We start from the raw sequence: 22528 nt of genomic DNA on the forward strand, positions 1-22528 counted from the left end.
CAGCCTGGCGGCGCCTGTAGCCAAAATGTGCCGACGACCGAACAATCGGTAGGTGAGGCGCGTCACACCCGTGAGGCGTCCGAAGCCGCTCCCACGAGGAGGTGCCGTCATGACGGTCATGGAGCAGCGAGGCGCTTACCGGCCAACGCCGCCGCCCGCCTGGCAGCCCCGCACCGACCCCGCGCCGCTGCTGCCCGACGCGCTGCCGTACCGCGTCCTCGGCACCGAGGCGGCCGCGCAGGCCGACCCGGGCCTGCTGCGCAGGCTGTACGCGGAGCTGGTGCGCGGTCGCCGTTACAACACGCAGGCCACCGCCCTGACCAAGCAGGGCCGTCTCGCCGTGTACCCGTCCAGCACCGGCCAGGAGGCCTGCGAGGTCGCCGCCGCACTCGTCCTGGAGGAGCACGACTGGCTCTTCCCCAGCTACCGCGACACCCTCGCGGCCGTGGCCCGCGGCCTGGACCCGGTCGAGGCCCTCACCCTCCTGCGCGGTGACTGGCACACCGGGTACGACCCGCGCGAGCATCGCATCGCGCCGCTGTCCACCCCGCTCGCCACCCAGCTTCCGCACGCCGTGGGCCTCGCGCACGCCGCGCGCCTCAAGGGCGACGACGTGGTCGCGCTCGCCCTGGTCGGTGACGGCGGCACCAGCGAGGGCGACTTCCACGAGGCGCTGAACTTCGCCGCCGTGTGGCAGGCCCCGGTCGTCTTCCTCGTGCAGAACAACGGCTTCGCGATCTCCGTACCGCTCGCCAAGCAGACCGCCGCCCCGTCGCTGGCCCACAAGGCCGTCGGCTACGGGATGCCGGGCCGCCTGGTCGACGGCAACGACGCGGTGGCGGTGCACCAGGTGCTCGGCGAGGCCATCGCCCACGCGCGCGCGGGCGGCGGTCCGACGCTCGTCGAGGCCGTGACGTACCGCATCGACGCCCACACGAACGCGGACGACGCCACCCGGTACCGGGGCGACGCCGAGGTCGAGACCTGGCGCGCGCACGACCCGATCGTGCTGCTGGAGCGCGAGTTGACCGAGCGCGGTCTGCTCGACGACGAGGGCGTACGGGAGGTCCGTGAGGACGCCGAGACGATGGCGGCGGACCTGCGTGAGCGCATGAACCAGGACCCGGTGCTCGACCCCATGGACCTGTTCGCCCATGTCTACGCCCAGCCCACCCCTCAGCTCCTGGAACAGGAAGCACAGTTGAGGGCGGAACTCGACGCCGAGGCGGACGGTCCGCACCACCACGGGCCCGAAGGAGCCGGCCGATGACCACCGTTGCCCTGAAACCGGCCACCATGGCCCAGGCCCTCGGCCGCGCGCTGCGTGACGCCATGGCCGAGGACCCGGCGGTCCACGTCATGGGCGAGGACGTCGGCACCCTCGGCGGCGTCTTCCGGGTCACCGACGGGCTCGCCAAGGAGTTCGGCGAGGACCGGTGCACGGACACCCCGCTCGCCGAGGCCGGCATCCTCGGCACCGCCGTCGGCATGGCCATGTACGGCCTCAGGCCGGTCGTCGAGATGCAGTTCGACGCGTTCGCCTACCCGGCCTTCGAGCAGTTGATCTCGCACGTGGCGCGGATGCGCAACCGCACGCGGGGCGCCATGCCGCTGCCGATCACCATCCGCGTCCCGTACGGCGGCGGCATCGGCGGCGTCGAGCACCACAGCGACTCCTCCGAGGCGTACTACATGGCGACTCCGGGGCTCCATGTCGTCACGCCCGCGACGGTCGCCGACGCGTACGGCCTGCTGCGCGCTTCCATCGCCTCCGACGACCCGGTCGTGTTCCTGGAGCCGAAGCGGCTGTACTGGTCGAAGGACTCCTGGAACCCGGACGAGCCCTCGGTCGTGGAGCCGATCGGCCGCGCGGTGGTGCGCCGCCCGGGTCGCAGCGCCACGCTCATCACGTACGGGCCGTCCGTCCCCGTCTGCCTCGAAGCCGCCGAGGCCGCACGCGCCGAGGGCTGGGACCTCGAAGTCGTCGACCTGCGCTCACTGGTGCCGTTCGACGACGAGACGGTCGCCGCGTCGGTGCGGCGCACCGGCCGCGCGGTGGTCGTGCACGAGTCGGGCGGCTTCGGCGGCCCCGGCGGCGAGATAGCGGCGCGGGTCACCGAGCGCTGCTTCCACCACCTGGAGGCACCGGTGCTGCGTGTCGCCGGGTTCGACATCCCGTATCCGCCGCCGATGCTGGAGCGGCACCACCTGCCCGGCGTCGACCGGATCCTGGACGCCGTGGGGCGCCTGCAATGGGAGGCGGAGAGCTGATGGCACAGGTGCTGGAGTTCAAGCTCCCCGACCTCGGGGAGGGGCTCACCGAGGCGGAGATCGTCCGCTGGCTGGTGGAGGTCGGTGACGTCGTCGCGATCGACCAGCCGGTCGTCGAGGTCGAGACCGCCAAGGCGATGGTCGAGGTCCCCTGTCCCTACGGGGGTGTGGTCACCGCCCGCTTCGGCGAGGAGGGCACGGAACTGCCCGTCGGGGCACCGCTGCTGACGGTCGCCGTGGGCGCGTCGGCTCCCTCCGCGGAGGACGGCGGCGACGCCGCGGCCGACGAGGGTTCGGGCAACGTCCTGGTGGGGTACGGCACGGGAGCGCCTCCGGCGCGGCGCAGGAGGGTGCGGCCGCCCACGGGCGCGGCTCCGGTCCGCCGGACCACCGGCCCGTCCGCGGGCGGGAACCGCAACGGGACGCCCGTTCCGGCAGGCCATGAGCCGGCGCCGGCCGCGGACCCGCATGTCGACGGCCCCGTACCCGTCATCTCCCCGCTCGTCCGCAGGCTCGCCCGGGAGAACGGGCTGGATCTGCGGGAGCTGGCGGGCTCCGGCCCCGACGGCCTGATCCTGCGGGCGGACGTCGAGGACGTGCTGCGCGCGGGCAGCGGGCGGGCTCGGACGCCCTTGCCGGCGTCGGCGTCTCCCGCCGCCGCTTCCGAGGGGATCCTGCACACCCCGCCCTCGGCCCGCGGGGCGGCCCTGCCCGTCGCACCGGTGCCCGCGGGGGCACCGTCGTCCGCGCACGGCCTGCGCGTGCCCCTCCGGGGTGTCCGCGGTGCCGTCGCCGCCAAGCTCTCCCGCAGCCGTCGCGAGATACCGGACGCGACCTGCTGGGTGGACGCCGACGCGACGGAACTCATGCAGGCGCGCGCCGCGATGAACGCGGCCGGCGGCCCGAAGATCTCCCTGCTCGCGCTGCTGGCCCGGATCTGCACGGCCGCGCTGGCGCGCTTCCCCGAGCTCAACTCGACCGTCGACATGGACGCCCGAGAGGTCGTCCGGTTCGAGCAGGTGCACCTGGGCTTCGCCGCGCAGACCGAGCGGGGGCTCGTCGTCCCCGTCGTGCGGGACGCGCACACGCGGGACGCGGAGGGGCTGAGCGCGGAGTTCGCCCGGCTGACGGAGGCCGCCCGGACCGGGGCCCTGACACCGGCGGACCTCACGGGCGGCACCTTCACCCTGAACAACTACGGGGTGTTCGGCGTCGACGGTTCCACGCCGATCATCAACCACCCCGAGGCGGCCATGCTGGGGGTCGGCCGGATCGTCCCCAAGCCGTGGGTGCACCAGGGCGAGCTCGCGGTGCGGCAGGTCGTCCAGCTCTCGCTCACGTTCGACCACCGGGTCTGCGACGGCGGCACGGCGGGCGGCTTCCTGCGCTACGTGGCGGACTGCGTGGAACAGCCGGCGGTGCTGCTGCGGACCTTCTAGCGCCCCTCGGGTCTGCCATCCCCGTCCACATGCTGTGCGCGGGGGTGGCAATGATCCATCGGACGCCCATACTCGGGGGATGACCGCCTACGAGCCACCGGGCACCTCCGGCCCCCGGGTGGCCCCCGGACCGCCGGGCACGCCCGGCGCCGAAGCCGCGTACGACGCCGTCGTGCTCGCGGGCGGCGCCGCGCGGCGGCTCGGCGGCGCGGACAAGCCCGGAGTGCGGGTGGGCGGCCGGGCGCTGCTCGACCGGGTGCTGGCGGCCTGTGCCGGCGCCGGCACGACAGTGGTCGTGGCCGAGCCCAGGACCACCGCGCGTCCCGTGGTGTGGGCGCGCGAGGACCCGCCCGGCGGGGGACCGCTCGCGGCGCTGGACGCGGGGCTGAGCCATACGTCCTCCGAACACGTCCTGGTGCTCTCCGCCGATCTGCCGTTCCTCGACGAGCGGACGGTGGGACGCCTGCTGGACGCACTTCGTCCCGAGGGCACCCCGGTGCCCCCAGCAGGCCTCGACGCCGCCCCGGCTCAGGCCGGCGTGCCCGACGGCGTGCTGCTCGTCGATGACGGCGGGCGCGATCAACCGCTCGTCGCCGCCTATCGGGCGTCGGCCCTGCGCCGCGAACTGGCCGCGCTGGCCGCCGCTCACGGTGGTCTCACCGGGCTGCCGCTGCGGCGGCTCGTCGCCGCGCTCGACCTCACCCGCATCTCCGACGCGGTCGCGTCCTTCGACTGCGACACCTGGGACGACATCGCCGCCGCGCGGGCACGCATCAGGGAGCATGGACACGTGTTGGATGAATGGATCTCCGCAGTCAAGGACGAGCTGGGCATCGACCTGGACGTCGACACCGGCGCCCTGCTCGACCTGGCCCGGGACGCCGCGCACGGCGTGGCCAGGCCCGCCGCCCCCCTGACCACCTTCCTCGTGGGGTACGCCGCCGCGCAGGCCGGTGGCGGTCCCGACGCGGTGGCCGAGGCCGCCCGCAAGGCCGCCGCGCTGGCGCTGCGTTGGGCGGACGAGGACACCCCCGACGCCAAGCCGGACGCCGGATGACGGCCGCCCGCACCCCGGACAGCCAGGAGGCGGACGACCTCGATGTCGAGGAGGCCCTCGCCCTGGTGAAGCCGGAGACCAGGACGGCCGCCGGGACCGGTTCCCTGCCGGCCCCCGCGCCCGAGGGCGAGTCGAAGGCACGCCGGCCCGACGCGCACCACAAGGCCACGCCCTGGCCCGAGGCTCGCGCCGTCGCCGAACGTGCGGCCCGTTCGCTGCCGCGTCGGACCCCTGCCTCCGTGCCCCTCGACGCGGCGCTCGGCCTCGTCCTCGCCGCCCCTCTCACCGCACTCACGGACCTCCCCTCCTTCGACACCTCCGCGATGGACGGATGGGCGGTCGCGGGACCCGGACCCTGGGAGGTCCGGGAGGACGGGGTGCTCGCCGGACAGGCGGAGCCGGAGGCGCTCACGGACGGCGAAGCGGTGCGGATCGCCACCGGGGCCCGTATCCCGCAGGACGTCACGGCCGTCATGCGCAGCGAGCACGGGCGGATCGACGACAAGGGCCGGCTCTTCGCGACCCGGGAGGTCGTGCACGGGCAGGACATCCGTCCGCGTGGCCAGGAGTGCCGTACGGGCGACCAGTTGCTCCCGGCCGGTGTGGTGATCACCCCCGCCGTGCTGGGCCTCGCGGCGGCCGCCGGATACGACACGCTCGCCGTCGTTCCCCGCCCACGCGTCGAAGTCCTGGTCCTCGGAGACGAGTTGCTCTCCTCGGGGCTGCCCCAGGAGGGGCGCATCAGGGACGCGCTCGGTCCGATGCTGCCGCCGTGGCTGCGGGCGCTCGGCGCAGAGGTCGTCGCGGTGCGTCGGCTCGGCGACGACGCCAAGGCACTGCACAAGGCGATCACCGGTTCCTCGGCCGACCTGGTGGTCACCACCGGTGGCACCGCCGCGGGGCCCGTCGACCACGTGCACCCCACCTTGCACCGCATCGGTGCCGAACTGCTCGTGGACGGTGTCAAGGTGCGCCCCGGGCATCCGATGCTGCTGGCCCGCACCAAGGAGGACCAGTATCTCGTCGGCCTGCCCGGCAACCCCCTGGCCGCGGTTTCCGGGCTCCTCACGCTCGCCGAACCCCTGTTGCGCACCCTCTCCGGACGTGTGGCCCCCGAGCCGTACACGCTGCCCCTCCAGGAAGCCGTGCACGGCCACCCGTACGACACCCGGCTCGTCCCCGTGGCGCTGCGCGGCGACCGGGCCGTGCCGCTGCACTACAACGGCCCGGCGATGCTGCGGGGCATCGCGGCGTCCGACGCCCTCGCCGTGATCCCGCCGGGCGGGGCACGGGCGGGGCAGGAGCTCGACCTCCTGGACTTGCCCTGGGCAACCGCGGGTATCGACGTGTGCGTCACATGATTCCGAGCGGGATCCGGTAACGCCAGCGGCGTACAGATCCGAAGAGCCCGAGACGGGGGGCGGTTCCGATGAGACCGAACGGGGTGTGTTTCACGTGAAACTTCCGGGCCATGACGCGATCGCCCGCCAAGCGGGCGAACATCTCGTGACCCATCGGGTGAAGCTCCCGCGGAAAGTAGTGGAACGCCCGATCCGCCAGGTCGTCAAACGTCTGGCGATGGCTCTGGCGCTGCTGGTCGCCACGGCGGTGATCGTCTGGGCGGACAGGGGCGGTTACAACGACAACTCGGACGGCTCCGTCGACTTCCTGGACGCCCTGTACTACGCGACCGTCACCCTCTCGACCACGGGATACGGCGACATCACCCCGGTCAGCGACGCCGCCCGGCTCACCAACATCTTCGTCATCACGCCGCTGCGTGTGCTGTTCCTGATCATCCTGGTCGGCACCACGCTGGAGGTCCTCACGGAACGGACCCGTGAGGAGTGGCGGCTGAACCGCTGGAGGGCGGCCTTGAGGGATCACACCGTCGTTGTCGGTTTCGGGACCAAGGGACGGTCGGCCATCGAGACCGTCTGTGCGACCGGGCTGAAGAAGGAGCAGGTCGTGGTCGTCGACCCGAGCTCCAAGGTGATCGAGGCGGCTACGGCCGACGGCTACGCCGGAGTGATCGGCGACGCGACGCGCAGCGATGTGCTGATGCGGGCCGAGGTCAACAAGGCACGGCAGATCATCATCGCCACCCAACGGGACGACACCGCCGTACTGGTCACGCTGACCGCCCGGCAGCTCAACCGTTCGGCGAAGATCGTCGCAGCGGTGCGGGAGGAGGAGAACGCGCCGCTGCTCCAGCAGTCCGGCGCCGATGCCGTCATCACCAGCGCCAGTGCCGCGGGCCGACTGCTCGGACTCTCGGTGCTCAGCCCCGCGGCGGGCATGGTCATGGAGGACCTCATCCAGCAGGGCACCGGCCTCGACATCGTCGAACGACCGGTCATAAAGGCGGAGGTGGGCAAGGGCGTTCGCGAGACGGACGACCTGGTGGTGAGTGTCGTACGGGGACACCGGGTGCTCGGCTACGACGATCCGGCCGTCGGATCACTCCAGTTGACGGACCGTCTCATCACCATCGCGCGGGCCACCCCCGGTACCCAGGTCACCCCCGACATCCGGCCGCTGCCGCGTACCTGAGCCGCCGGTACCGGCCCGGACGGCCGGGCGGGTCCGGTGGCGCCGCGCGTCGCGGCCGAGCCGCGTCGCCGCGTTCCCGAGGAGTAGCGTCCCCCTCATGTACGCGATCACGATTCCTGAACCTGGTGGGCCCGAGGCGCTGGTGTGGGACGAGGTCCCGGACCCCGTACCCGCCGACGGAGAAGTGCTGGTGGAGGTGGCGGCCAGCGCCGTCAACCGTGCCGATCTGCTGCAGCGTCAGGGCCTGTACGACCCGCCGCCGGGGGCGTCCCCGTACCCGGGACTCGAATGCTCGGGCCGTGTCGTCGCCCTCGGTGCCGGCGTCTCGGGTTGGGCGGTCGGCGACGAGGTGTGCGCGCTGCTCGGGGGCGGTGGATACGCCCAGAAGGTCGCCGTGCCGGCCGGGCAGCTGCTGCCCGTGCCCGCGGATCTGGACGTCCGGCAGGCCGCCGCGCTGCCGGAGGTGACCTGCACCGTCTGGTCGAACGTCTTCATGGTGGCCCATCTGCGCCCCGGCGAGACCCTGCTGGTGCACGGCGGATCCAGCGGCATCGGCACCATGGCGATCCAGCTGGCGAAGGCGGTCGGCGCGAGGGTGGCGGTGACGGCGGGCAGCAAGGAGAAGCTCGACTTCTGTGCCGAACTCGGCGCGGACATCCTGATCAACTACCGCGAACAGGACTTCGTCGAGGAGATCAAGCAGGCCACGGACGGCACGGGTGCCGACGTCATCCTCGACAACATGGGTGCCAAGTACCTCGACCGGAACGTGCGGGCCCTCGCCGCCAACGGACGGCTCGCGATCATCGGCATGCAGGGCGGCATCAAGGGCGAGCTGAACATCGCCACGCTCCTCAACAAGCGTGCCGCCATCAGCGCGACCTCGCTGCGGGCCCGTCCGCTCGGCGAGAAGGCGGCCATCGTGGCGGCGGTGCGGGAGCACGTGTGGCCGCTGATCGACTCGGGTCACGTACGTCCGATCGTCGACCGTGAGCTGCCGATGAGCGACGCGGCGGAGGGCCACCGGGTCCTGGAGGCCAGCGGACACATCGGAAAGGTGCTGCTCGTGACCTCCTAGCGACCACTCGGCCGGCGCGGGGCACGTCACGGGGCCGCACACCGCTCACGGGGGCTAGTGCCGCTCACGGGCCTTGTGCCGCTCAAGAGGGCCGTGCCGCTCACGGGACTCGCGCCTTTCACGGGGCACGCACACCGGGCTCGGCCGTTCGGGTCACCTCCCGCTGGGCCGGGCCCCGCACGGGCCCGGCTCGCGAGGTTCCGCCATACGGGTTGCTCCCCACGCGGGGCCCCGCCGGGGGAGCCCGTCTCAGCGGACGCGGACCCGCAGGGCCAGGAAGGCCAGGCCGAGCCCGAGGCCGATGAGGATGAGCCCGCTGCCCAGCGGCAGGATCTCGAGCACCGGCTCGGACTCGGGCTCGGGGTGCGCGACGTTCTGCGGCTCGGACGCCGGGTCGCTCCGTGACGGCTCGGGGGCGACACCCGCCGCCGAGCTGTCCGGGACGGCGGCCTCGGGGTCGCCGCTCGGGTCCGTGTCGGCGCCGGGGTCGGTGTCGCCGTACGTGGGCTCCGTGTCCTCGTCCGCGGTGTTCCCGGTCTCGTCGGTGTCCCCCGTGTCCTCGGCGTCGGAGGTGTCCGAGGGGTCCGAGAGGTCCGGGTCCGGACGCCCGGGGCGGACACGTCCCTCGCCCGCCAGACTCCCGGCGCGGGAGGAGTCGGCGCTGGGGGTGGACTTCGTGGCGCGCGGCGTGGGGGTGCCGGTGGACGCGACGGGGTCTGCGGACCGGGACGCGGAGGCGGATGCGGTGGCGTGCGTCGTGGGGTCCCCGGACCGGGGCGCGGAGGCACTGCCGTCCGGAGTGGGTGCGGCGTACGGGGCCGGGCCGGGCGCGGCGGCGTACGAGGGGTGGTGGCCGGCGGCGGTCAGGATGACCAGCAGCAGTCCGGCCGTGTGCAGCGTTCGAAGCCATGGAGTCACACCGGTGACCCCCTCCCGGTACGGGTCGGGTCGCGGAAGTCGGACGGGATCAGCCTCACATGACGCCGTGCGCGCGGCATCTCGACGGAGCGTGACGGTCCACGCCGGTACGTGAACGGAACGTGGTCGCCGTCGCGGGGATCTCCACGGAGCGTGACCGGTGTTCGCCGGGTCACGTCGACGGACCGTGACCGTCGCGCGGCGCGCGGTGGAAGAGGGAGGCCGCGTACGGGGTGGATCATCCTGCGCGGGGGGCACCACCGTGATGGGGTGGAGGCGTGCGAGAGAATGGCGGCATGGAGATGCCGAGGAACGACAGGTCGCCGGAGAACCCTCAGATCCTGGTCGTCGGCCAGGACGGGATGGCTCTCGGCGGCACCGGAGACGAGGACTCCCGCGAGGTCCCGGTGACTGAGATGGTGGAACAGCCCGCCAAGGTGATGCGCATCGGCAGCATGATCAAGCAGCTGCTGGAGGAGGTGCGTGCAGCACCTCTGGACGAGGCCAGCCGGGTGCGGCTCAAGGAGATCCACGCGAGCTCCGTGAAGGAGCTGGAGGACGGCCTGGCGCCGGAACTCGTCGAGGAACTGGAGCGGCTCTCCCTGCCCTTCGCGGACGAGGCGACCCCCAGCGACGCCGAACTGCGGATCGCGCAGGCTCAGTTGGTGGGGTGGCTGGAGGGCCTCTTCCACGGGATCCAGACGACGCTGTTCGCGCAGCAGATGGCGGCCAGGGCCCAGTTGGAGTCGATGCGCCGCGCTCTCCCGCCCGGGGTCGGCGGTGCCGAGGGCGATGAGGACCCTCGCTCCGGCGGCCGTTCCGGCGGGCCGTACCTGTAGGCCCAGGCTCCACCCCTGACGACACGGAACGGGCCCGGCACCGAAGTGCCGGGCCCGTTGCCGTGGTGGTGCGGGGCGTCGCCGTGGTGGTGCGGGGCGTCGCCGTGGTGGTGCGGGGCGTCGCCGTGGTGGTGCGGGGCGTCGCCGGGGTCAGGCCGGGTCGCCCGAGGAGACCTTGAGCTCGATCTCGGGCATGTTCTTCGGGTCGACGTCCGTGTCGGCGGAGGGGAACTGGTCCATGATCGTGTCCTCGCCGTAGGTGTTCTCGTCGACGCGGGTCACCTTCATCTGCCAGCCGGCGGCCTGGAAGCAGGACTTCACCGACTTCAGGTTCTTGTACTGGAAGTCCGGGACCTGGATCTTGTCCGGGTCGTCGTAGGCCTCCTGGGGGTCGGTGCACTTCTCCGTGTCGATCGTCTTCGACGTGTCCGGACCCTTGTGCCCCGCCACCACGGTCGGCGACTTGCTGGCGTCACCGCCGCCCTTGTTGTTGTCGTCGCTGCCGCCGTTCATCGCGAGCGCCGTGATCAGGCCGCCGATCGCGACGAGAGCCACCACGATCGACCCGATGACGATGCCGCGGTTGCTCTTGCGGCCGGAGCCGCCCGAGGCGGGCGACGAGGTCTGGGGCGACAGGTTGTACGGCGGGGGCGTCGACGTGCCCTGCTGCGGGGAGTACGCGGACGTCTGCGGGGGCGACGGGTAGCCGCCCTGCTGCGGATAGCCGTACGCGGGCGACGGCGTCGGTGCCGGGGTCGGCGTGCCGTACGGGCCCGGCTGGTACGGCGTCTGCACCGGGCCCGGAGCCGGGGTGCCCTGGTCGACGGGCGGGAAGACGGCGGAACCGACGCCCGCGCCGCTCGACGTCTGGGCGCCCGGCACGATGCTCGGTGCGACGGCCTGGAACGACTGGGCCACGCGCAGGCACTCGTCGCGCATCGACTCGGCGCTGGGGAAGCGCTCGTTCGGGTTCTTCTTCAGGGCGCGGGCGACCAGCGCGTCCACCGCCGGGGGCAGCGAGCGGTTGACCGAGGAGGGAGCGACCGGCTCCTCCTGGACGTGCGCGTAGGCGATGGCCAGCGGCGAGTCCGCCTCGAACGGCAGGCGTCCGGTGACCAGTTGGAACAGCATGATGCCGACGGAGTACAGGTCGGACCGGGCGTCCACGCCGCGGCCGAGCGCCTGCTCCGGGGAGAGGTACTGCGGGGTGCCGACGACCATGCCGGTCTGCGTCATCGAGGTGACGCCGGACTGCATGGCGCGGGCGATGCCGAAGTCCATCACCTTGACGACGTTGCGCTTCGTCATCATGACGTTGCCCGGCTTGATGTCGCGGTGGACCAGGCCCATCTCGTGGCTGATCTCCAGCGCGGCCAGTACGTCCGCGGTGATCTTCAGGGCCTTGTCGGCGGGCATCGCCCCGTACTGCTGGATGTCCGCGTCGAGGACCGAGCCGAGCGGCTTGCCCTCGATGTACTCCATGACGATGTACGGGGTGGTCATGCCGTCGAGGTCGTCCTCGCCGGTGTCGAAGACCGAGACGATGTTGGTGTGCGTGAGCTTGGCCACCGACTGGGCCTCGCGCCGGAACCGCTCGCGGAACGCCTGTTCACGGCCGAGCTCGGTGTGCAGGGTCTTGATCGCGACCTGTCGGTCGAGCACCGAGTCGTACGCGAGGTGCACCGAGGCCATGCCGCCCTCGCCGAGCAGATCGCGCAGCTGGTAGCGGCCGCCGGCGACCGCACGCCCCGCGTACCGGCCCTGTGCGCCGTCCTGGCTCATGTTCTGCGTCCCCCATCGGCGCGGCGGCAGCGGCTGGTTGCTCCCGCGGTCCGTGATCGATTGTCCGGCGCGACTGCTGCGATGCGACCGGTCTTCGGTGATCGATTGGCTTATTCCCGGCCAAGTCTGCCCCAGGGCACCGACACGTCAAGTTCGGTGCCCGTTCCGTGACCGTCTGCGAAAGAAGCGTCGCGGAAGCGTTACAGCCGGCGTACGCCCGGTACACAGAATTTGCACGCGTGGACCCGCGCCGGGTTTGATGGCCGGTCCATCTCACTTTCATCCCGGACCGGCGCCTTGCGCAGAGCCTGTAGCGTGGCCCGACGGAGACCGTAACAACCACCGCGCAGACCGCGGGCAGAAACGACGGCGAGGACCGATGGCACAGCAGCAGCGCGCTCAGGGCCCGTCCGACCCCGAGGCGACTGGCGGCGGTATGTCAGATGCGCCGGAGATGTGGGGTAACGGCGGGCTGGTCGGCGACGGCCGATATCGGCTGACCCGCAGACTCGGCCGGGGCGGCATGGCCGAGGTGTTCGCGGCCGAGGACGTGCGCCTCGGACGTACCGTCGCGGTCAAGCTGCTCCGGTCCGACCTGGCCGAGGACCCGGTGTCCAAGGCCCGCTTCACGCGTGAGGCCCAGTCGGTCGCCGGGCTCAACCACCATGCGGTCGTGGCGGTGTACGACTCGGGCGAGGACGTGGTCGGCCACGGTGTCGTCCCGTACATCGTGATGGAGATCGTCGAGGGCCGGACGATCCGGGATCTGCTGATCAACGCCGAGGCCCCCGGCCCCGAGCAGGCGCTGATCATCGTCTCCGGGGTCCTGGAGGCGCTCGCCTACTCGCACCAGCACGGCATCGTGCACCGCGACATCAAGCCGGCGAACGTCATCATCACCAACACCGGCGCGGTGAAGGTGATGGACTTCGGCATCGCCCGCGCCCTGCACGGCGCGCAGTCGACGATGACCCAGACCGGCATGGTCATGGGCACCCCGCAGTACCTCTCCCCGGAGCAGGCGCTCGGCAAGGCCGTCGACCACCGTTCCGACCTGTACGCGACCGGCTGCCTCCTGTACGAACTCCTCGCGCTGCGGCCCCCGTTCACCGGCGAGACGCCGCTGTCGGTGGTCTACCAGCACGTCCAGGACATTCCGGTGCCCCCGTCCGAGGCCTCCGACGCGGCGCCGCCGGAGCTCGACGGGCTGGTCATGCGTTCACTCGCCAAGGAGCCGGACGACCGGTTCCAGACGGCCGAGGAGATGCGCGGGCTCGTCCAGTACGCCCTCCAGATGCTCTACGACCAGGGCGGGCACACCGGCACCTGGAACACCGGCCCCGTCACCATGCACGAGGGTCTGCACACCCCGGCCTCCGGTTTCGCCGGCACGACGGCCCTGCCGCATCCCGGGGAGTCGGGCACCACGCAGATCCCCGCGCCGATCATCCCGCCCTACGGCGGCGGGGACGACGGCGGTTTCGAGGGGCACGGCAACCGCGGCGGCGGCCGCGGCAAGCTGTGGGTGCTCGCGGTCCTCGCGGTGATCGCGATCGCGGCCGGTGTCGCGCTCGCCCTGAACAAGACCGGCGGTGACGCGGGCGGAGGCACGGACACCACGAAGTCGCCGAGCGCCACGCACTCCCGTTCGGACGACCGGTCGAGCGAGGCGCCGAGCGACGAGGCCACCGACGAGGAGACGGACACGTCCACCGAGGACTCGTCGAGCACCGGCGGCGACCCCGACTACACACCGTCGTACACGCCCTCCGCGAGCGACACCGCCCAGCCGACGGACGAGCCGACCGACGAGCCGACCAAGACGACGCCGACCACCGAGGAACCGACGGAGGACCCGACGACGCCGACGGAGGACCCGACGGAGACCGTCGACCCGACGGATGGCGGCACCGGGGCCACCGACGGGGTGGGTCCCTGACCGTGACCGTCCGGGGCTGACCGCCCCGGGGCGAGAAGACCGTCCACGCGCGCGTGCGGCCCGGAAACGGGCGGCACGCGCGCGTTCCGTTGCCGGGGTTGCACGCGTGCGTGCGGGTGCGGAGCGTCCTGGACGGCCGGTCATCCCGCGAACGCCTCGCACACGGACTCGTACTCGCGTGTCCACCACATCACCAGCGCCGAGGCCGCCGGGAACTGCGGGTCGGCACGGGTGTCCCCGCGCTCGTAGTGCCAGCGCAGCATCCAGAAGTCGTTGAGGCGCTCCCACCACACGCGGTGCACGGCGGCGACGAGTTCGGCGGGGCCGGCGTCCGCGGTGCGCCGGTACGCGCGCGCGTAGGCCCGCACTTTCGTCAGGTCGAGCGAACCGATGGGCCGTACGAAGAAGATCATCGCGGCGCGTACCGCCTCCTCGGCGCGGGGCTGGACGCCCAGCCGGTCCCAGTCGACGATCGCGGCCGGTTCCCCGTCGCGGTAGAGCAGGTTGAAGGGGTGGAAGTCGCCGTGCACCCAGCCGACCGAACCGCCGTGCGAGGGGCGGCGGTCGGCATGCCGTTCCAGCAGGGCGCGCCTCTCCAGGAGTCGGTGCCGGGCGAGCTCGTCGAAGGCGTCGGCGGGGCGGTGGCGTCGCACCCTGGCGAGCAGCCGGTCGATGAGCGCGAAGGTGTCGACGGGATCGGCGCAGGCCGCCCGTCTCGCGGGCGTGCGCCCCTGGGCCGGCATCACCCGCTCCAGGCCGGCGTGTACGACGCCCAGGAGCGCCCCCAGGCGTGTGCACTGCTCGGTGCTGAGCTGGCCGCCGTGCCGGTGCCCTCCGTCGATCCACGGGTGCAGGGCGTACGCGTGACCCCCGACCACGGCGACCGTGCGTCCGTCGGTGCCCGCCAGCGGCGGGGCGACCGGGACGCCCAGGTCGGCGAGGCGCTGGGTCGCCCGGTGCTGGCGGGCGATCGCGGCGGGGTCGGCGGTCTCCGGGTCGAAGTGGTGTTTCAGGAAGTACCGGCCCCGGGTGGTGCACAGCCGGTAGCCGCGGTTCAGCAGCCCCTGGTCGACGGGGTCGCAGGTCAGCGCGGAACCGGCGGAGTACTGGCGGAGGAGGGCGCCCAAGGGGGGCGCGTGAGACACGAGGGGTGGTACGGATGAGCCCGGCACGCGCCAGATGGTAGGGCACGAGCAGGGGCTCTGACCTCGCGCTTGTCACACACAGTCGTGTTCGATCACGTGAGGGTCACAGGATGTGCCGGAACTGCCGTTCCAGGCCGGCGTCCGTCGAGTGGACGGTGCAGAGCCGTGGCTCGATGCCCAGGTAGACCGGCTCGTACGGCTCGCCGTCGGCGAGGGGCGGCACCGGCCCGAAGAGTTCCAGCTGGGCCGCGGTCGGCTCGACCGGCTCGCACTGCCCCACGATCTGCACGGACCACAGGGCCTCGCCGGGCCGCGCGGAGCCCACGTTGTCGGTGCCGTACGCGACGACGCTGCCGGCGCAGGCGTCCGGATGGCCGAGGCTGCGGGACATGCGCAGCAGGACGCGCCCGTCCGACACGATGTGGCGGGCGAGCGCGAGGAGCGGCAGCGCGCGCTTGCTGGTGGCCACACGGCCGTACTCCGCGCTGCCGATCAGGTGCACGGCGAGGCGGTCGGCGGGGGACCGTCCGGCGCAGGGCCGCTCGATGCGGGACCGCGTGGCGGCGGAAGGCTCTCCGGCGGGCTGGTCGTCGGCATACCTCGTGTCGGCGCGCCGTTCGTCGGTGGGCATGTCCCCAATGTCCGGCACCCGCGGGCGGGGAAAAAAGAGGCGCCCGCCCCTCTCGCGGGGGCCATAAGTCCCGAATGGGCGGCCTGCGGCCCGGACGGGCCAGGTCCGCGTTCAGCGGCTCTGCTGCTGCTCCGCCTGTCTGCGGGCCACATAGGCGGCGGCCTGCGAGCGCCGCTCCATGCCCAGCTTGGCCAGCAGGCTCGATACGTAGTTCTTGATCGTCTTCTCGGCGAGGTGGAGCCGTTCGCCGATGACACGGTTGGTGAGTCCCTCGCCGATCAGGTCGAGGATCCTGCGCTCCTGCTCGGTGAGCTGCGCGAAACCGCCGTCGTCCTTGGTGCCGCCGTCGCGCAGCCGTGCCATGACGCGGGCCGTGGCCACCGGGTCGAGCAGGGACTTCCCGGCCGCGACGTCGCGCACGGCGGACAGGAGCTCGTCGCCGCGGATGTCCTTCAGGACGTATCCCGAGGCGCCCGCCATGATCGCGTCGAACAGGGCCTCGTCGTCGGCGAACGAGGTCAGCATCAGGCATTTGATGTCCTCGTCCCGGGACCGGATCTCGCGGCACACCTCCACACCGCTGCCGTCCGGCAGGCGTACGTCCAGGACGGCGACGTCCGGACGGGTGGCCGGGATCCGCACCAGCGCGTCGGCCGCGGTACCGGCCTCGCCGACCACTTCGATGTCCTCCTCGACCGACAGCAGCTCATGGACGCCACGCCGGACGACCTCGTGGTCGTCGAGGAGAAATACGGTGATTTTCCCGGTTTGGTGCACGGTGTCAGTGTCACACATGGTCATGGGCATTGCCCCAAGTGAACTCTTCCCGTCCCCGGGGTGGCCGGGATAACGTGCCCGTGTTCCGGCCCCTTGCAAGGCCTGTGACCAGTGCTGTGACCAGCAGGTGTTCCCCACGACTTGATGTAGTAGGAATTCCAAGTTTGAAAGTACTTGGAATTCCTACAAAAATCGCAGGTCAGGAGGGGTTTCACAGAATTGTGAAGCACTGGGTAACGTGGCTGTTGCAGGGCGCTCGCCGGGGCACCTGTCACGCCTGTTCCCGGCCGAGTGGCACCCACCCCGTGCACGGGAACCGGAACAGGCGAGCCGCTCCCCCGAGCTCGGAAAAGGGCAAGGGGGATCCCCAGCCACCCGGCAACCCCGGGGGCCGGACCGACGGAGGAGCACACGTGACCGTGGAGAGCACTGCCGCGCGCAAGCCGCGAAGCAGCGCCGGTACGAAGAGCGCCGCGAGCACCGGTACGACCGGTACGAAGAGCGCCGGCGCGACCGGCAGGAAGACCGCCGCGAGCAAGCGCACCGGCGCGCCCGCCAAGAAGTCGCCCGGCACGACGGGCGCCGGGCCCGAGCTCGTTCAGCTGCTGACCCCGGAGGGCAAGCGGGTCAAGGACGCCACGTACGACCCGTACGTCGCCGACATCACGCCCGAGGACCTGCGCGGCCTGTACCGGGACATGGTGCTGACCCGCCGCTTCGACGCCGAGGCCACCTCCCTCCAGCGCCAGGGCGAGCTGGGCCTGTGGGCCTCGCTGCTCGGCCAGGAGGCCGCCCAGATCGGTTCCGGGCGGGCCACCCGTGAGGACGACTACGTCTTCCCGACCTACCGCGAGCACGGCGTCGCCTGGTGCCGCGGGGTCGACCCGACCAACCTGCTCGGCATGTTCCGGGGAGTGAACAACGGCGGCTGGGACCCGAACAGCAACAACTTCCACCTGTACACGATCGTCATCGGCTCGCAGACGCTGCACGCCACCGGCTACGCCATGGGCGTCGCCAAGGACGGCGCGGACTCGGCCGTGATCGCGTACTTCGGTGACGGCGCCTCCAGCCAGGGCGACGTCGCCGAGTCCTTCACCTTCTCCGCGGTCTACAACGCCCCCGTCGTGTTCTTCTGCCAGAACAACCAGTGGGCCATCTCCGAGCCGACCGAGAAGCAGACCCGCGTGCCGCTCTACCAGCGCGCGCAGGGCTTCGGCTTCCCGGGCGTCCGCGTCGACGGCAACGACGTGCTGGCCTGTCTCGCGGTCACCAAGTGGGCGCTGGAGCGCGCCCGCCGCGGCGAGGGCCCCACCCTCGTCGAGGCGTACACGTACCGCATGGGCGCGCACACGACCTCCGACGACCCGACCAAGTACCGGGCCGACGAGGAGCGCGAGGCGTGGGAGGCGAAGGACCCGATCCTGCGCCTGCGCACCTACCTGGAGGCCTCGAACCACGCGGACGAGGCGTTCTTCGCGGAACTCGAGGCCGAGAGCGAAGCGTTGGGCAAGCGAGTGCGCGAGGTCGTACGGGCCATGCCTGACCCGGACCACTTCGCCATCTTCGAGAACGTGTACGCGGACGGGCACGCGCTCGTCGACGAGGAGCGAGCCCAGTTCGCCGCCTACCAGGCGTCGTTCGCGGACGCAGGGGAGGGCAAGTAACGATGGCTGCGGAAAAGATGGCGCTGGCCAAGGCGATCAACGAATCGCTGCGCACGGCCCTCGACGCCGACCCCAAGGTCCTCATCATGGGCGAGGACGTCGGCAAGCTCGGTGGTGTCTTCCGGGTGACCGACGGTCTGCAGAAGGACTTCGGCGAGGAGCGGGTCATCGACACCCCGCTCGCCGAGTCCGGCATCGTCGGCACCGCGATCGGCCTCGCCCTGCGCGGCTACCGCCCGGTCGTGGAGATCCAGTTCGACGGCTTCGTCTTCCCGGCGTACGACCAGATCGTCACGCAGCTCGCCAAGATGCACGCGCGGGCGCTCGGCAAGATCAAGCTCCCCGTCGTGATCCGTATCCCGTACGGCGGCGGCATCGGTGCCGTCGAGCACCACTCCGAGTCCCCCGAGGCGCTCTTCGCGCACGTGGCGGGCCTGAAGGTGGTCTCCCCGTCGAACGCGAGCGACGCCTACTGGATGATGCAGCAGGCCATCCAGAGCGACGACCCGGTGATCTTCTTCGAGCCCAAGCGGCGCTACTGGGACAAGGCCGAGGTCAACACCGACGCGATCCCCGGCCCGCTGCACAAGGCGCGCGTGGTGCGCGAGGGCGCCGACCTGACCCTCGCCGCGTACGGACCGATGGTGAAGGTCTGCCTGGAGGCCGCCGCGGCGGCCGAGGAGGAGGGCAAGTCGATCGAGGTCCTGGACCTGCGCTCGATGTCCCCCATCGACTTCGACTCCGTCCAGGCCTCGGTCGAGAAGACCCGCCGCCTGGTCGTGGTGCACGAGGCCCCGGTCTTCCTCGGTACGGGCGCGGAGATCGCCGCCCGGATCACCGAGCGGTGCTTCTACCACCTGGAGGCACCCGTCCTGCGGGTCGGCGGCTATCACGCCCCCTACCCGCCGGCGCGCCTGGAGGAGGAGTACCTTCCGGGCCTGGACCGGGTGCTCGACGCCGTCGACCGCTCGCTGGCGTACTGAGGAGAGGGTCGTGACGACGATGACTGAGAACGCGTCGGGGCTCCGCGAGTTCAAGATGCCCGACGTGGGCGAGGGACTCACCGAGGCGGAGATCCTCAAGTGGTACGTCCAGGTCGGTGACACCGTCACGGACGGCCAGGTCGTCTGCGAGGTCGAGACCGCCAAGGCCGCCGTGGAGCTGCCCATCCCGTTCGACGGTGTGGTCCGCGAACTCCGTTTCCCCGAGGGGGTGACGGTGGACGTGGGCCAGGTGATCATCGCGGTGGACGTGTCCGGCGGTGCCGCGGAGGCTCCCGCACCGGCCGCGGCGCCCGCGGCCGAGGCTCCCGCCGCCGAGGAACCCAAGTCCGAGGGCCGCAAGCCGGTCCTCGTCGGGTACGGCGTCGCCGAGTCCTCCACCAAGCGCCGCCCTCGCAAGGGCACCGAAGTCCCGGACCGGCAGGCCGAGTTCCAGGCGGCCACGGCGATCCAGGGCGAGCTCAACGGCCACGGCCGGGCCGCCGAGGAGCGCCCGCTGGCCAAGCCCCCGGTCCGCAAGCTCGCCAAGGACCTCGGCGTCGACCTGGCGACGGTCGTCCCGTCGGGCCCGGACGGCATCATCACGCGCGAGGACGTGCACGCGGCGGTGGCCCCGGCCCCCGCCCCGGCGCGCGTGGTGACGGAGGCCCCGGCTCCCGTCCCGGCCCAGGCGCCCGCGCCCGCCGTCGCTTACGACGCTGCGCGCGAGACCCGCATCCCGGTCAAGGGCGTCCGCAAGGCCACGGCGGCCGCGATGGTCGGCTCGGCGTTCACCGCGCCGCATGTCACCGAGTTCGTGACGGTCGACGTGACGCGCACGATGAAGCTCGTCGAGGAGATCAAGCAGTCCCCCGAGGTCTACGGCATGCAGGGGCTGCGGGTGAACCCGCTGCTGCTCATCGCCCGGGCCCTGCTGGTCGCGATCAAGCGCAACCCCGAGGTCAACGCGTCCTGGGACGAGGCCAACCAGGAGATCGTCCAGAAGCACTACGTGAACCTGGGCATCGCCGCCGCCACGCCCCGCGGACTGATCGTCCCGAACATCAAGGACGCGCACGGCAAGACGCTGCCCCAGCTGGCCGAGTCGCTGGCGGAGCTGGTGTCCACGGCGCGCGAGGGCAAGACGTCGCCCGCCGCGATGCAGGGCGGCACCGTCACCATCACGAACGTCGGTGTCTTCGGCGTCGACACGGGCACGCCGATCCTCAACCCCGGCGAGTCCGCGATCCTCGCGGTCGGTGCGATCAAGCTCCAGCCCTGGGTGCACAAGGGCAAGGTCAAGCCCCGCCAGGTCACCACGCTGGCGCTCTCCTTCGACCACCGCCTGGTCGACGGCGAGCTGGGCTCCAAGGTGCTCGCCGACGTGGCGGCGATCCTGGAGCAGCCGAAGCGGCTGATCAGCTGGGCGTGACCCGGAACGCCTGAAGGGGCGCCCCTCTCCACGGAGAGGGGCGCCCCTTTGGCGTAAATGAGCCAAGCTGCGAATTCCCCTACATTTCCCGATCTTCGGCTGCCTAAGATCACCTCCGTCGGGCGGTACGACCAACCATCCGGCGCAGGGCGGGGGGAAAAGCGGGGGAAGGGGCTGCGGACGTGCCGAACTCCGCACGCCCGGCCGGGTTTCGAGGATCCCGGAACCGAACCGTCATCCCGTATGTGCCCGCCGACGCGGAAATGCTGCGGCGGACCCACTCTTACGGATGTGGGCCCTTCTCGAAAGGAATTCCCTTGACGGTCGGAAAGTCTCTCGCCACGTTCGCGCTCGTGGGCGGCGCGCTCGCCGGCGGTATCGCCTTCGCCTCACCGGCGGCCGCGGTGAGCAGCTGCTCGGACGCGTTCACCCACCAGTTCGACATCATCTTCCCGGGCCAGAAGCCCGAGACGACGTACTACATGGAGAACTGCGCCGACGTCACCTCGGGGAAGGTGACCGCGTCGAGTGACGTCACCTGGAACATCGTCGACGACCAGGTGATCGACAACGGCAAGAGGTTCACCTCGTTCAAGATCACCACGCGGATCGAGTCGCGCTCCGACTCGGGCGGCGGCGACACCGTCGTCGCGTCGAAGACGTGCGACTGGACGTCCCTGTTCAACAGCAACTACTCGGGCCCCGGTGAGCCCGGTCCCGCGAGCACCTGCACCGTGCCGTCGGTGACGTACAACAAGGACCTGTACTGGTCCTCGGACTCGACCGTCGTCTACGACATCGAGGGTGACGGCAAGGGCGCGATCACCAAGGATCTCTACGGCTCGCCGCTCATGCACGGCTGACCGGGAGCGGCCCGACCGGGAGCGTCCGACCGGGAACGGCGAAGGGGCCCGCCGCGTGCCGCGGCGGGCCCCTTCTCGCGCGTGTGCGGCCCTACTTGGCGAAGCCGTAGGTGAGCAGCTTCTTGGCGTCCGAGGTGCGGGCGGTGATCGAGGTGGAGGCGAGCACCGTGCCGATGACCGTCTTGCCGTTGCGGGTGGCGGCGAAGACCAGGCAGTACTTGGCCTCGGGGCCGGAGCCGGTCTTGACGCCGATCGTGCCGCTGTAGCCGGTCAGCAGGGGCTTGTTGGTGTTCTCCCAGTCGTAGTAGCGGTAGCCGCCGCTCTTGGTGGTGGCCTTCTGCCGGGTGTTCTGCGTCTTCACGATCGTCTTGAACGTGGAGTTCTTCATCGCGCTGCTGGCGAGCTTCGTCAGGTCGCGCGGCGTCGAGTAGTTGGAGCCGTGGCCGATGCCGTCGAACGAGTCGAAGTGCGTGTTCGTCAGGCCGAGGCTGCGCGCGCTGGAGTTCATCTTGCCGATGAACGACTTCACGCGGGCGGCGCGGGTCGTGCCGGTGCCGAACTTGTCGGCGAGGGCGTACGCGGCGTCGCAGCCGGAGGGCAGCATCAGCCCGTACAGGAGCTGACGGACGGTGACCTTGTCACCGACGATCAGGTGGGCCTGCGAGGCGTTGTTGGCGACGATGTAGTCGCTGTACGCCTTCTGGATCGTGACCTTGGCGTCGAGGTTCAGGTTCGACTGGGCCAGCACCACCTTGGCCGTCATGATCTTGGTGGTGGAGCCGGTGGAACGCCTGGTGTCCGCGGCCTTGGTGTAGAGGGTCGTGCCCGTGCCGTTGTTCATCACGTAGCCGCCCTTGGCGGCGATCGTGGGCGTGGTCACGGCGCCCGCGGGTGCCGCGCCGAAGGCTCCGGCCGCCAGGACGGCGCCGGTCGTGACGGTCACAGCGGCGGCCCTGCGGAAACGCGTGCCCTTAATGCCGGTAATCAAAATGAACGCTCCGAATGCGCGAAATGCCCCTGGGAGGTCGGCACATGAGAGTGCCGTCTCACGTACGGACTCGTGAGACGCGCAAAGGGATGTACGACGATGGGGTGGGAGTTTTGTGACCTGAGTTACACGAGCGAGGCCCGGGGTCCGCATGCTGAAACGTCCGGCG

Annotated in this window: 19 protein-coding genes; 13 read left to right on the forward strand and 6 right to left on the reverse strand. The window is 71.5% G+C overall.

Annotation, left to right across the window (positions count from 1 at the left end; genetic code table 11):
- The first annotated feature begins 109 nt into the window (after window positions 1–109).
- The 7 genes from pdhA (ACZ4IF_RS10955) to ACZ4IF_RS10985 all read left to right on the forward strand — a co-directional run bounded on the left by pdhA (ACZ4IF_RS10955) (window position 110) and on the right by ACZ4IF_RS10985 (window position 8398).
- Complete coding sequence (pdhA, locus tag ACZ4IF_RS10955) at window positions 110–1270, forward strand: pyruvate dehydrogenase (acetyl-transferring) E1 component subunit alpha (RefSeq protein ID WP_467561521.1); 1161 nt, start codon at window positions 110–112, stop codon at window positions 1268–1270.
- The gene (locus ACZ4IF_RS10960; protein WP_028799339.1) at window positions 1267–2271 is read left to right on the forward strand and encodes an alpha-ketoacid dehydrogenase subunit beta; all 1005 of its coding nucleotides are present in this window, start codon (window positions 1267–1269) and stop codon (window positions 2269–2271) included. The genes pdhA (ACZ4IF_RS10955) and ACZ4IF_RS10960 overlap by 4 nt, the downstream gene beginning before the upstream one ends.
- Window positions 2271–3710, forward strand: coding sequence for a dihydrolipoamide acetyltransferase family protein (locus tag ACZ4IF_RS10965; RefSeq protein ID WP_467561523.1), 1440 nt, complete (start codon window positions 2271–2273; stop codon window positions 3708–3710). The genes ACZ4IF_RS10960 and ACZ4IF_RS10965 overlap by 1 nt, the downstream gene beginning before the upstream one ends.
- Window positions 3711–3789: 79 nt before the next feature.
- Window positions 3790–4767, forward strand: coding sequence for an NTP transferase domain-containing protein (locus ACZ4IF_RS10970; protein ID WP_467561525.1), 978 nt, complete (start codon window positions 3790–3792; stop codon window positions 4765–4767).
- Window positions 4764–6128 (forward strand): molybdopterin molybdotransferase MoeA, encoded by a 1365-nt coding sequence (locus ACZ4IF_RS10975; RefSeq protein ID WP_467561527.1) that lies wholly within the window; start codon window positions 4764–4766, stop codon window positions 6126–6128. The genes ACZ4IF_RS10970 and ACZ4IF_RS10975 overlap by 4 nt, the downstream gene beginning before the upstream one ends.
- Window positions 6129–6213: 85 nt before the next feature.
- Window positions 6214–7320: a potassium channel family protein gene (locus tag ACZ4IF_RS10980; RefSeq protein ID WP_359489095.1), complete on the forward strand. Its 1107-nt coding sequence runs from the start codon at window positions 6214–6216 to the stop codon at window positions 7318–7320.
- Window positions 7321–7417: 97 nt separating this feature from the next.
- Window positions 7418–8398 carry an NAD(P)H-quinone oxidoreductase gene (locus ACZ4IF_RS10985; protein WP_467561529.1) on the forward strand — a complete coding sequence of 327 codons (981 nt, stop codon included), beginning with the start codon at window positions 7418–7420 and terminating at the stop codon, window positions 8396–8398.
- A gap of 249 nt (window positions 8399–8647) precedes the next feature.
- On the opposite strand, the gene ACZ4IF_RS10990 is transcribed toward ACZ4IF_RS10985, so the two are convergent.
- Window positions 8648–9316: a hypothetical protein gene (locus tag ACZ4IF_RS10990; RefSeq protein WP_467561530.1), complete on the reverse strand. Its 669-nt coding sequence runs from the start codon at window positions 9314–9316 to the stop codon at window positions 8648–8650.
- Between the two features lie 296 nt (window positions 9317–9612).
- Between ACZ4IF_RS10990 and ACZ4IF_RS10995 the strand changes: the two genes are divergently transcribed.
- Complete coding sequence (locus ACZ4IF_RS10995) at window positions 9613–10155, forward strand: bacterial proteasome activator family protein (protein ID WP_359489101.1); 543 nt, start codon at window positions 9613–9615, stop codon at window positions 10153–10155.
- Between the two features lie 150 nt (window positions 10156–10305).
- Here ACZ4IF_RS10995 and ACZ4IF_RS11000 read toward each other — a convergent pair whose 3' ends face one another.
- Entirely contained in the window at window positions 10306–11937 is a 1632-nt protein-coding gene (locus tag ACZ4IF_RS11000) for a protein kinase domain-containing protein (protein ID WP_467561533.1), read from the reverse strand.
- A 379-nt stretch (window positions 11938–12316) separates the two neighbouring features.
- Here ACZ4IF_RS11000 and ACZ4IF_RS11005 point away from each other — a divergent pair, with 379 nt between their 5' ends.
- Window positions 12317–13876: a protein kinase domain-containing protein gene (locus tag ACZ4IF_RS11005; protein WP_467561535.1), complete on the forward strand. Its 1560-nt coding sequence runs from the start codon at window positions 12317–12319 to the stop codon at window positions 13874–13876.
- Between the two features lie 140 nt (window positions 13877–14016).
- Here the strand turns inward: ACZ4IF_RS11005 and ACZ4IF_RS11010 are convergent, their stop codons facing one another.
- From ACZ4IF_RS11010 to ACZ4IF_RS11020, 3 genes are all read right to left on the reverse strand, one after another.
- Window positions 14017–15021, reverse strand: a complete 1005-nt coding sequence (locus ACZ4IF_RS11010) for a phosphotransferase (RefSeq protein ID WP_467561537.1) — start codon at window positions 15019–15021, stop codon at window positions 14017–14019.
- Window positions 15022–15124: 103 nt separating this feature from the next.
- Window positions 15125–15652: a pyridoxamine 5'-phosphate oxidase family protein gene (locus tag ACZ4IF_RS11015; RefSeq protein WP_467561539.1), complete on the reverse strand. Its 528-nt coding sequence runs from the start codon at window positions 15650–15652 to the stop codon at window positions 15125–15127.
- 111 nt (window positions 15653–15763) lie between these two features.
- A complete protein-coding gene (locus ACZ4IF_RS11020; protein WP_467561541.1) occupies window positions 15764–16429 on the reverse strand; it encodes a response regulator in 666 nt (221 codons plus the stop codon).
- Between the two features lie 413 nt (window positions 16430–16842).
- Here ACZ4IF_RS11020 and pdhA (ACZ4IF_RS11025) point away from each other — a divergent pair, with 413 nt between their 5' ends.
- The 4 genes from pdhA (ACZ4IF_RS11025) (at window position 16843) to ACZ4IF_RS11040 (ending at window position 21371) form a co-directional block, all read left to right on the forward strand.
- Window positions 16843–18096 carry a pyruvate dehydrogenase (acetyl-transferring) E1 component subunit alpha gene (gene pdhA, locus ACZ4IF_RS11025; RefSeq protein ID WP_467561543.1) on the forward strand — a complete coding sequence of 418 codons (1254 nt, stop codon included), beginning with the start codon at window positions 16843–16845 and terminating at the stop codon, window positions 18094–18096.
- A gap of 2 nt (window positions 18097–18098) precedes the next feature.
- Window positions 18099–19079 (forward strand): alpha-ketoacid dehydrogenase subunit beta, encoded by a 981-nt coding sequence (locus tag ACZ4IF_RS11030; RefSeq protein WP_095935502.1) that lies wholly within the window; start codon window positions 18099–18101, stop codon window positions 19077–19079.
- Window positions 19080–19089: 10 nt separating this feature from the next.
- Window positions 19090–20508 carry a dihydrolipoamide acetyltransferase family protein gene (locus ACZ4IF_RS11035; RefSeq protein ID WP_467561546.1) on the forward strand — a complete coding sequence of 473 codons (1419 nt, stop codon included), beginning with the start codon at window positions 19090–19092 and terminating at the stop codon, window positions 20506–20508.
- Window positions 20509–20825: 317 nt separating this feature from the next.
- A complete protein-coding gene (locus tag ACZ4IF_RS11040; RefSeq protein ID WP_467561548.1) occupies window positions 20826–21371 on the forward strand; it encodes a hypothetical protein in 546 nt (181 codons plus the stop codon).
- 91 nt (window positions 21372–21462) lie between these two features.
- Here ACZ4IF_RS11040 and ACZ4IF_RS11045 read toward each other — a convergent pair whose 3' ends face one another.
- A complete protein-coding gene (locus tag ACZ4IF_RS11045; RefSeq protein WP_095935505.1) occupies window positions 21463–22359 on the reverse strand; it encodes a D-alanyl-D-alanine carboxypeptidase family protein in 897 nt (298 codons plus the stop codon).
- Between the last annotated feature and the right edge of the window lie 169 nt (window positions 22360–22528).

The sequence above is a fragment of the Streptomyces sp. NPDC025784 genome, assembly GCF_055558435.1.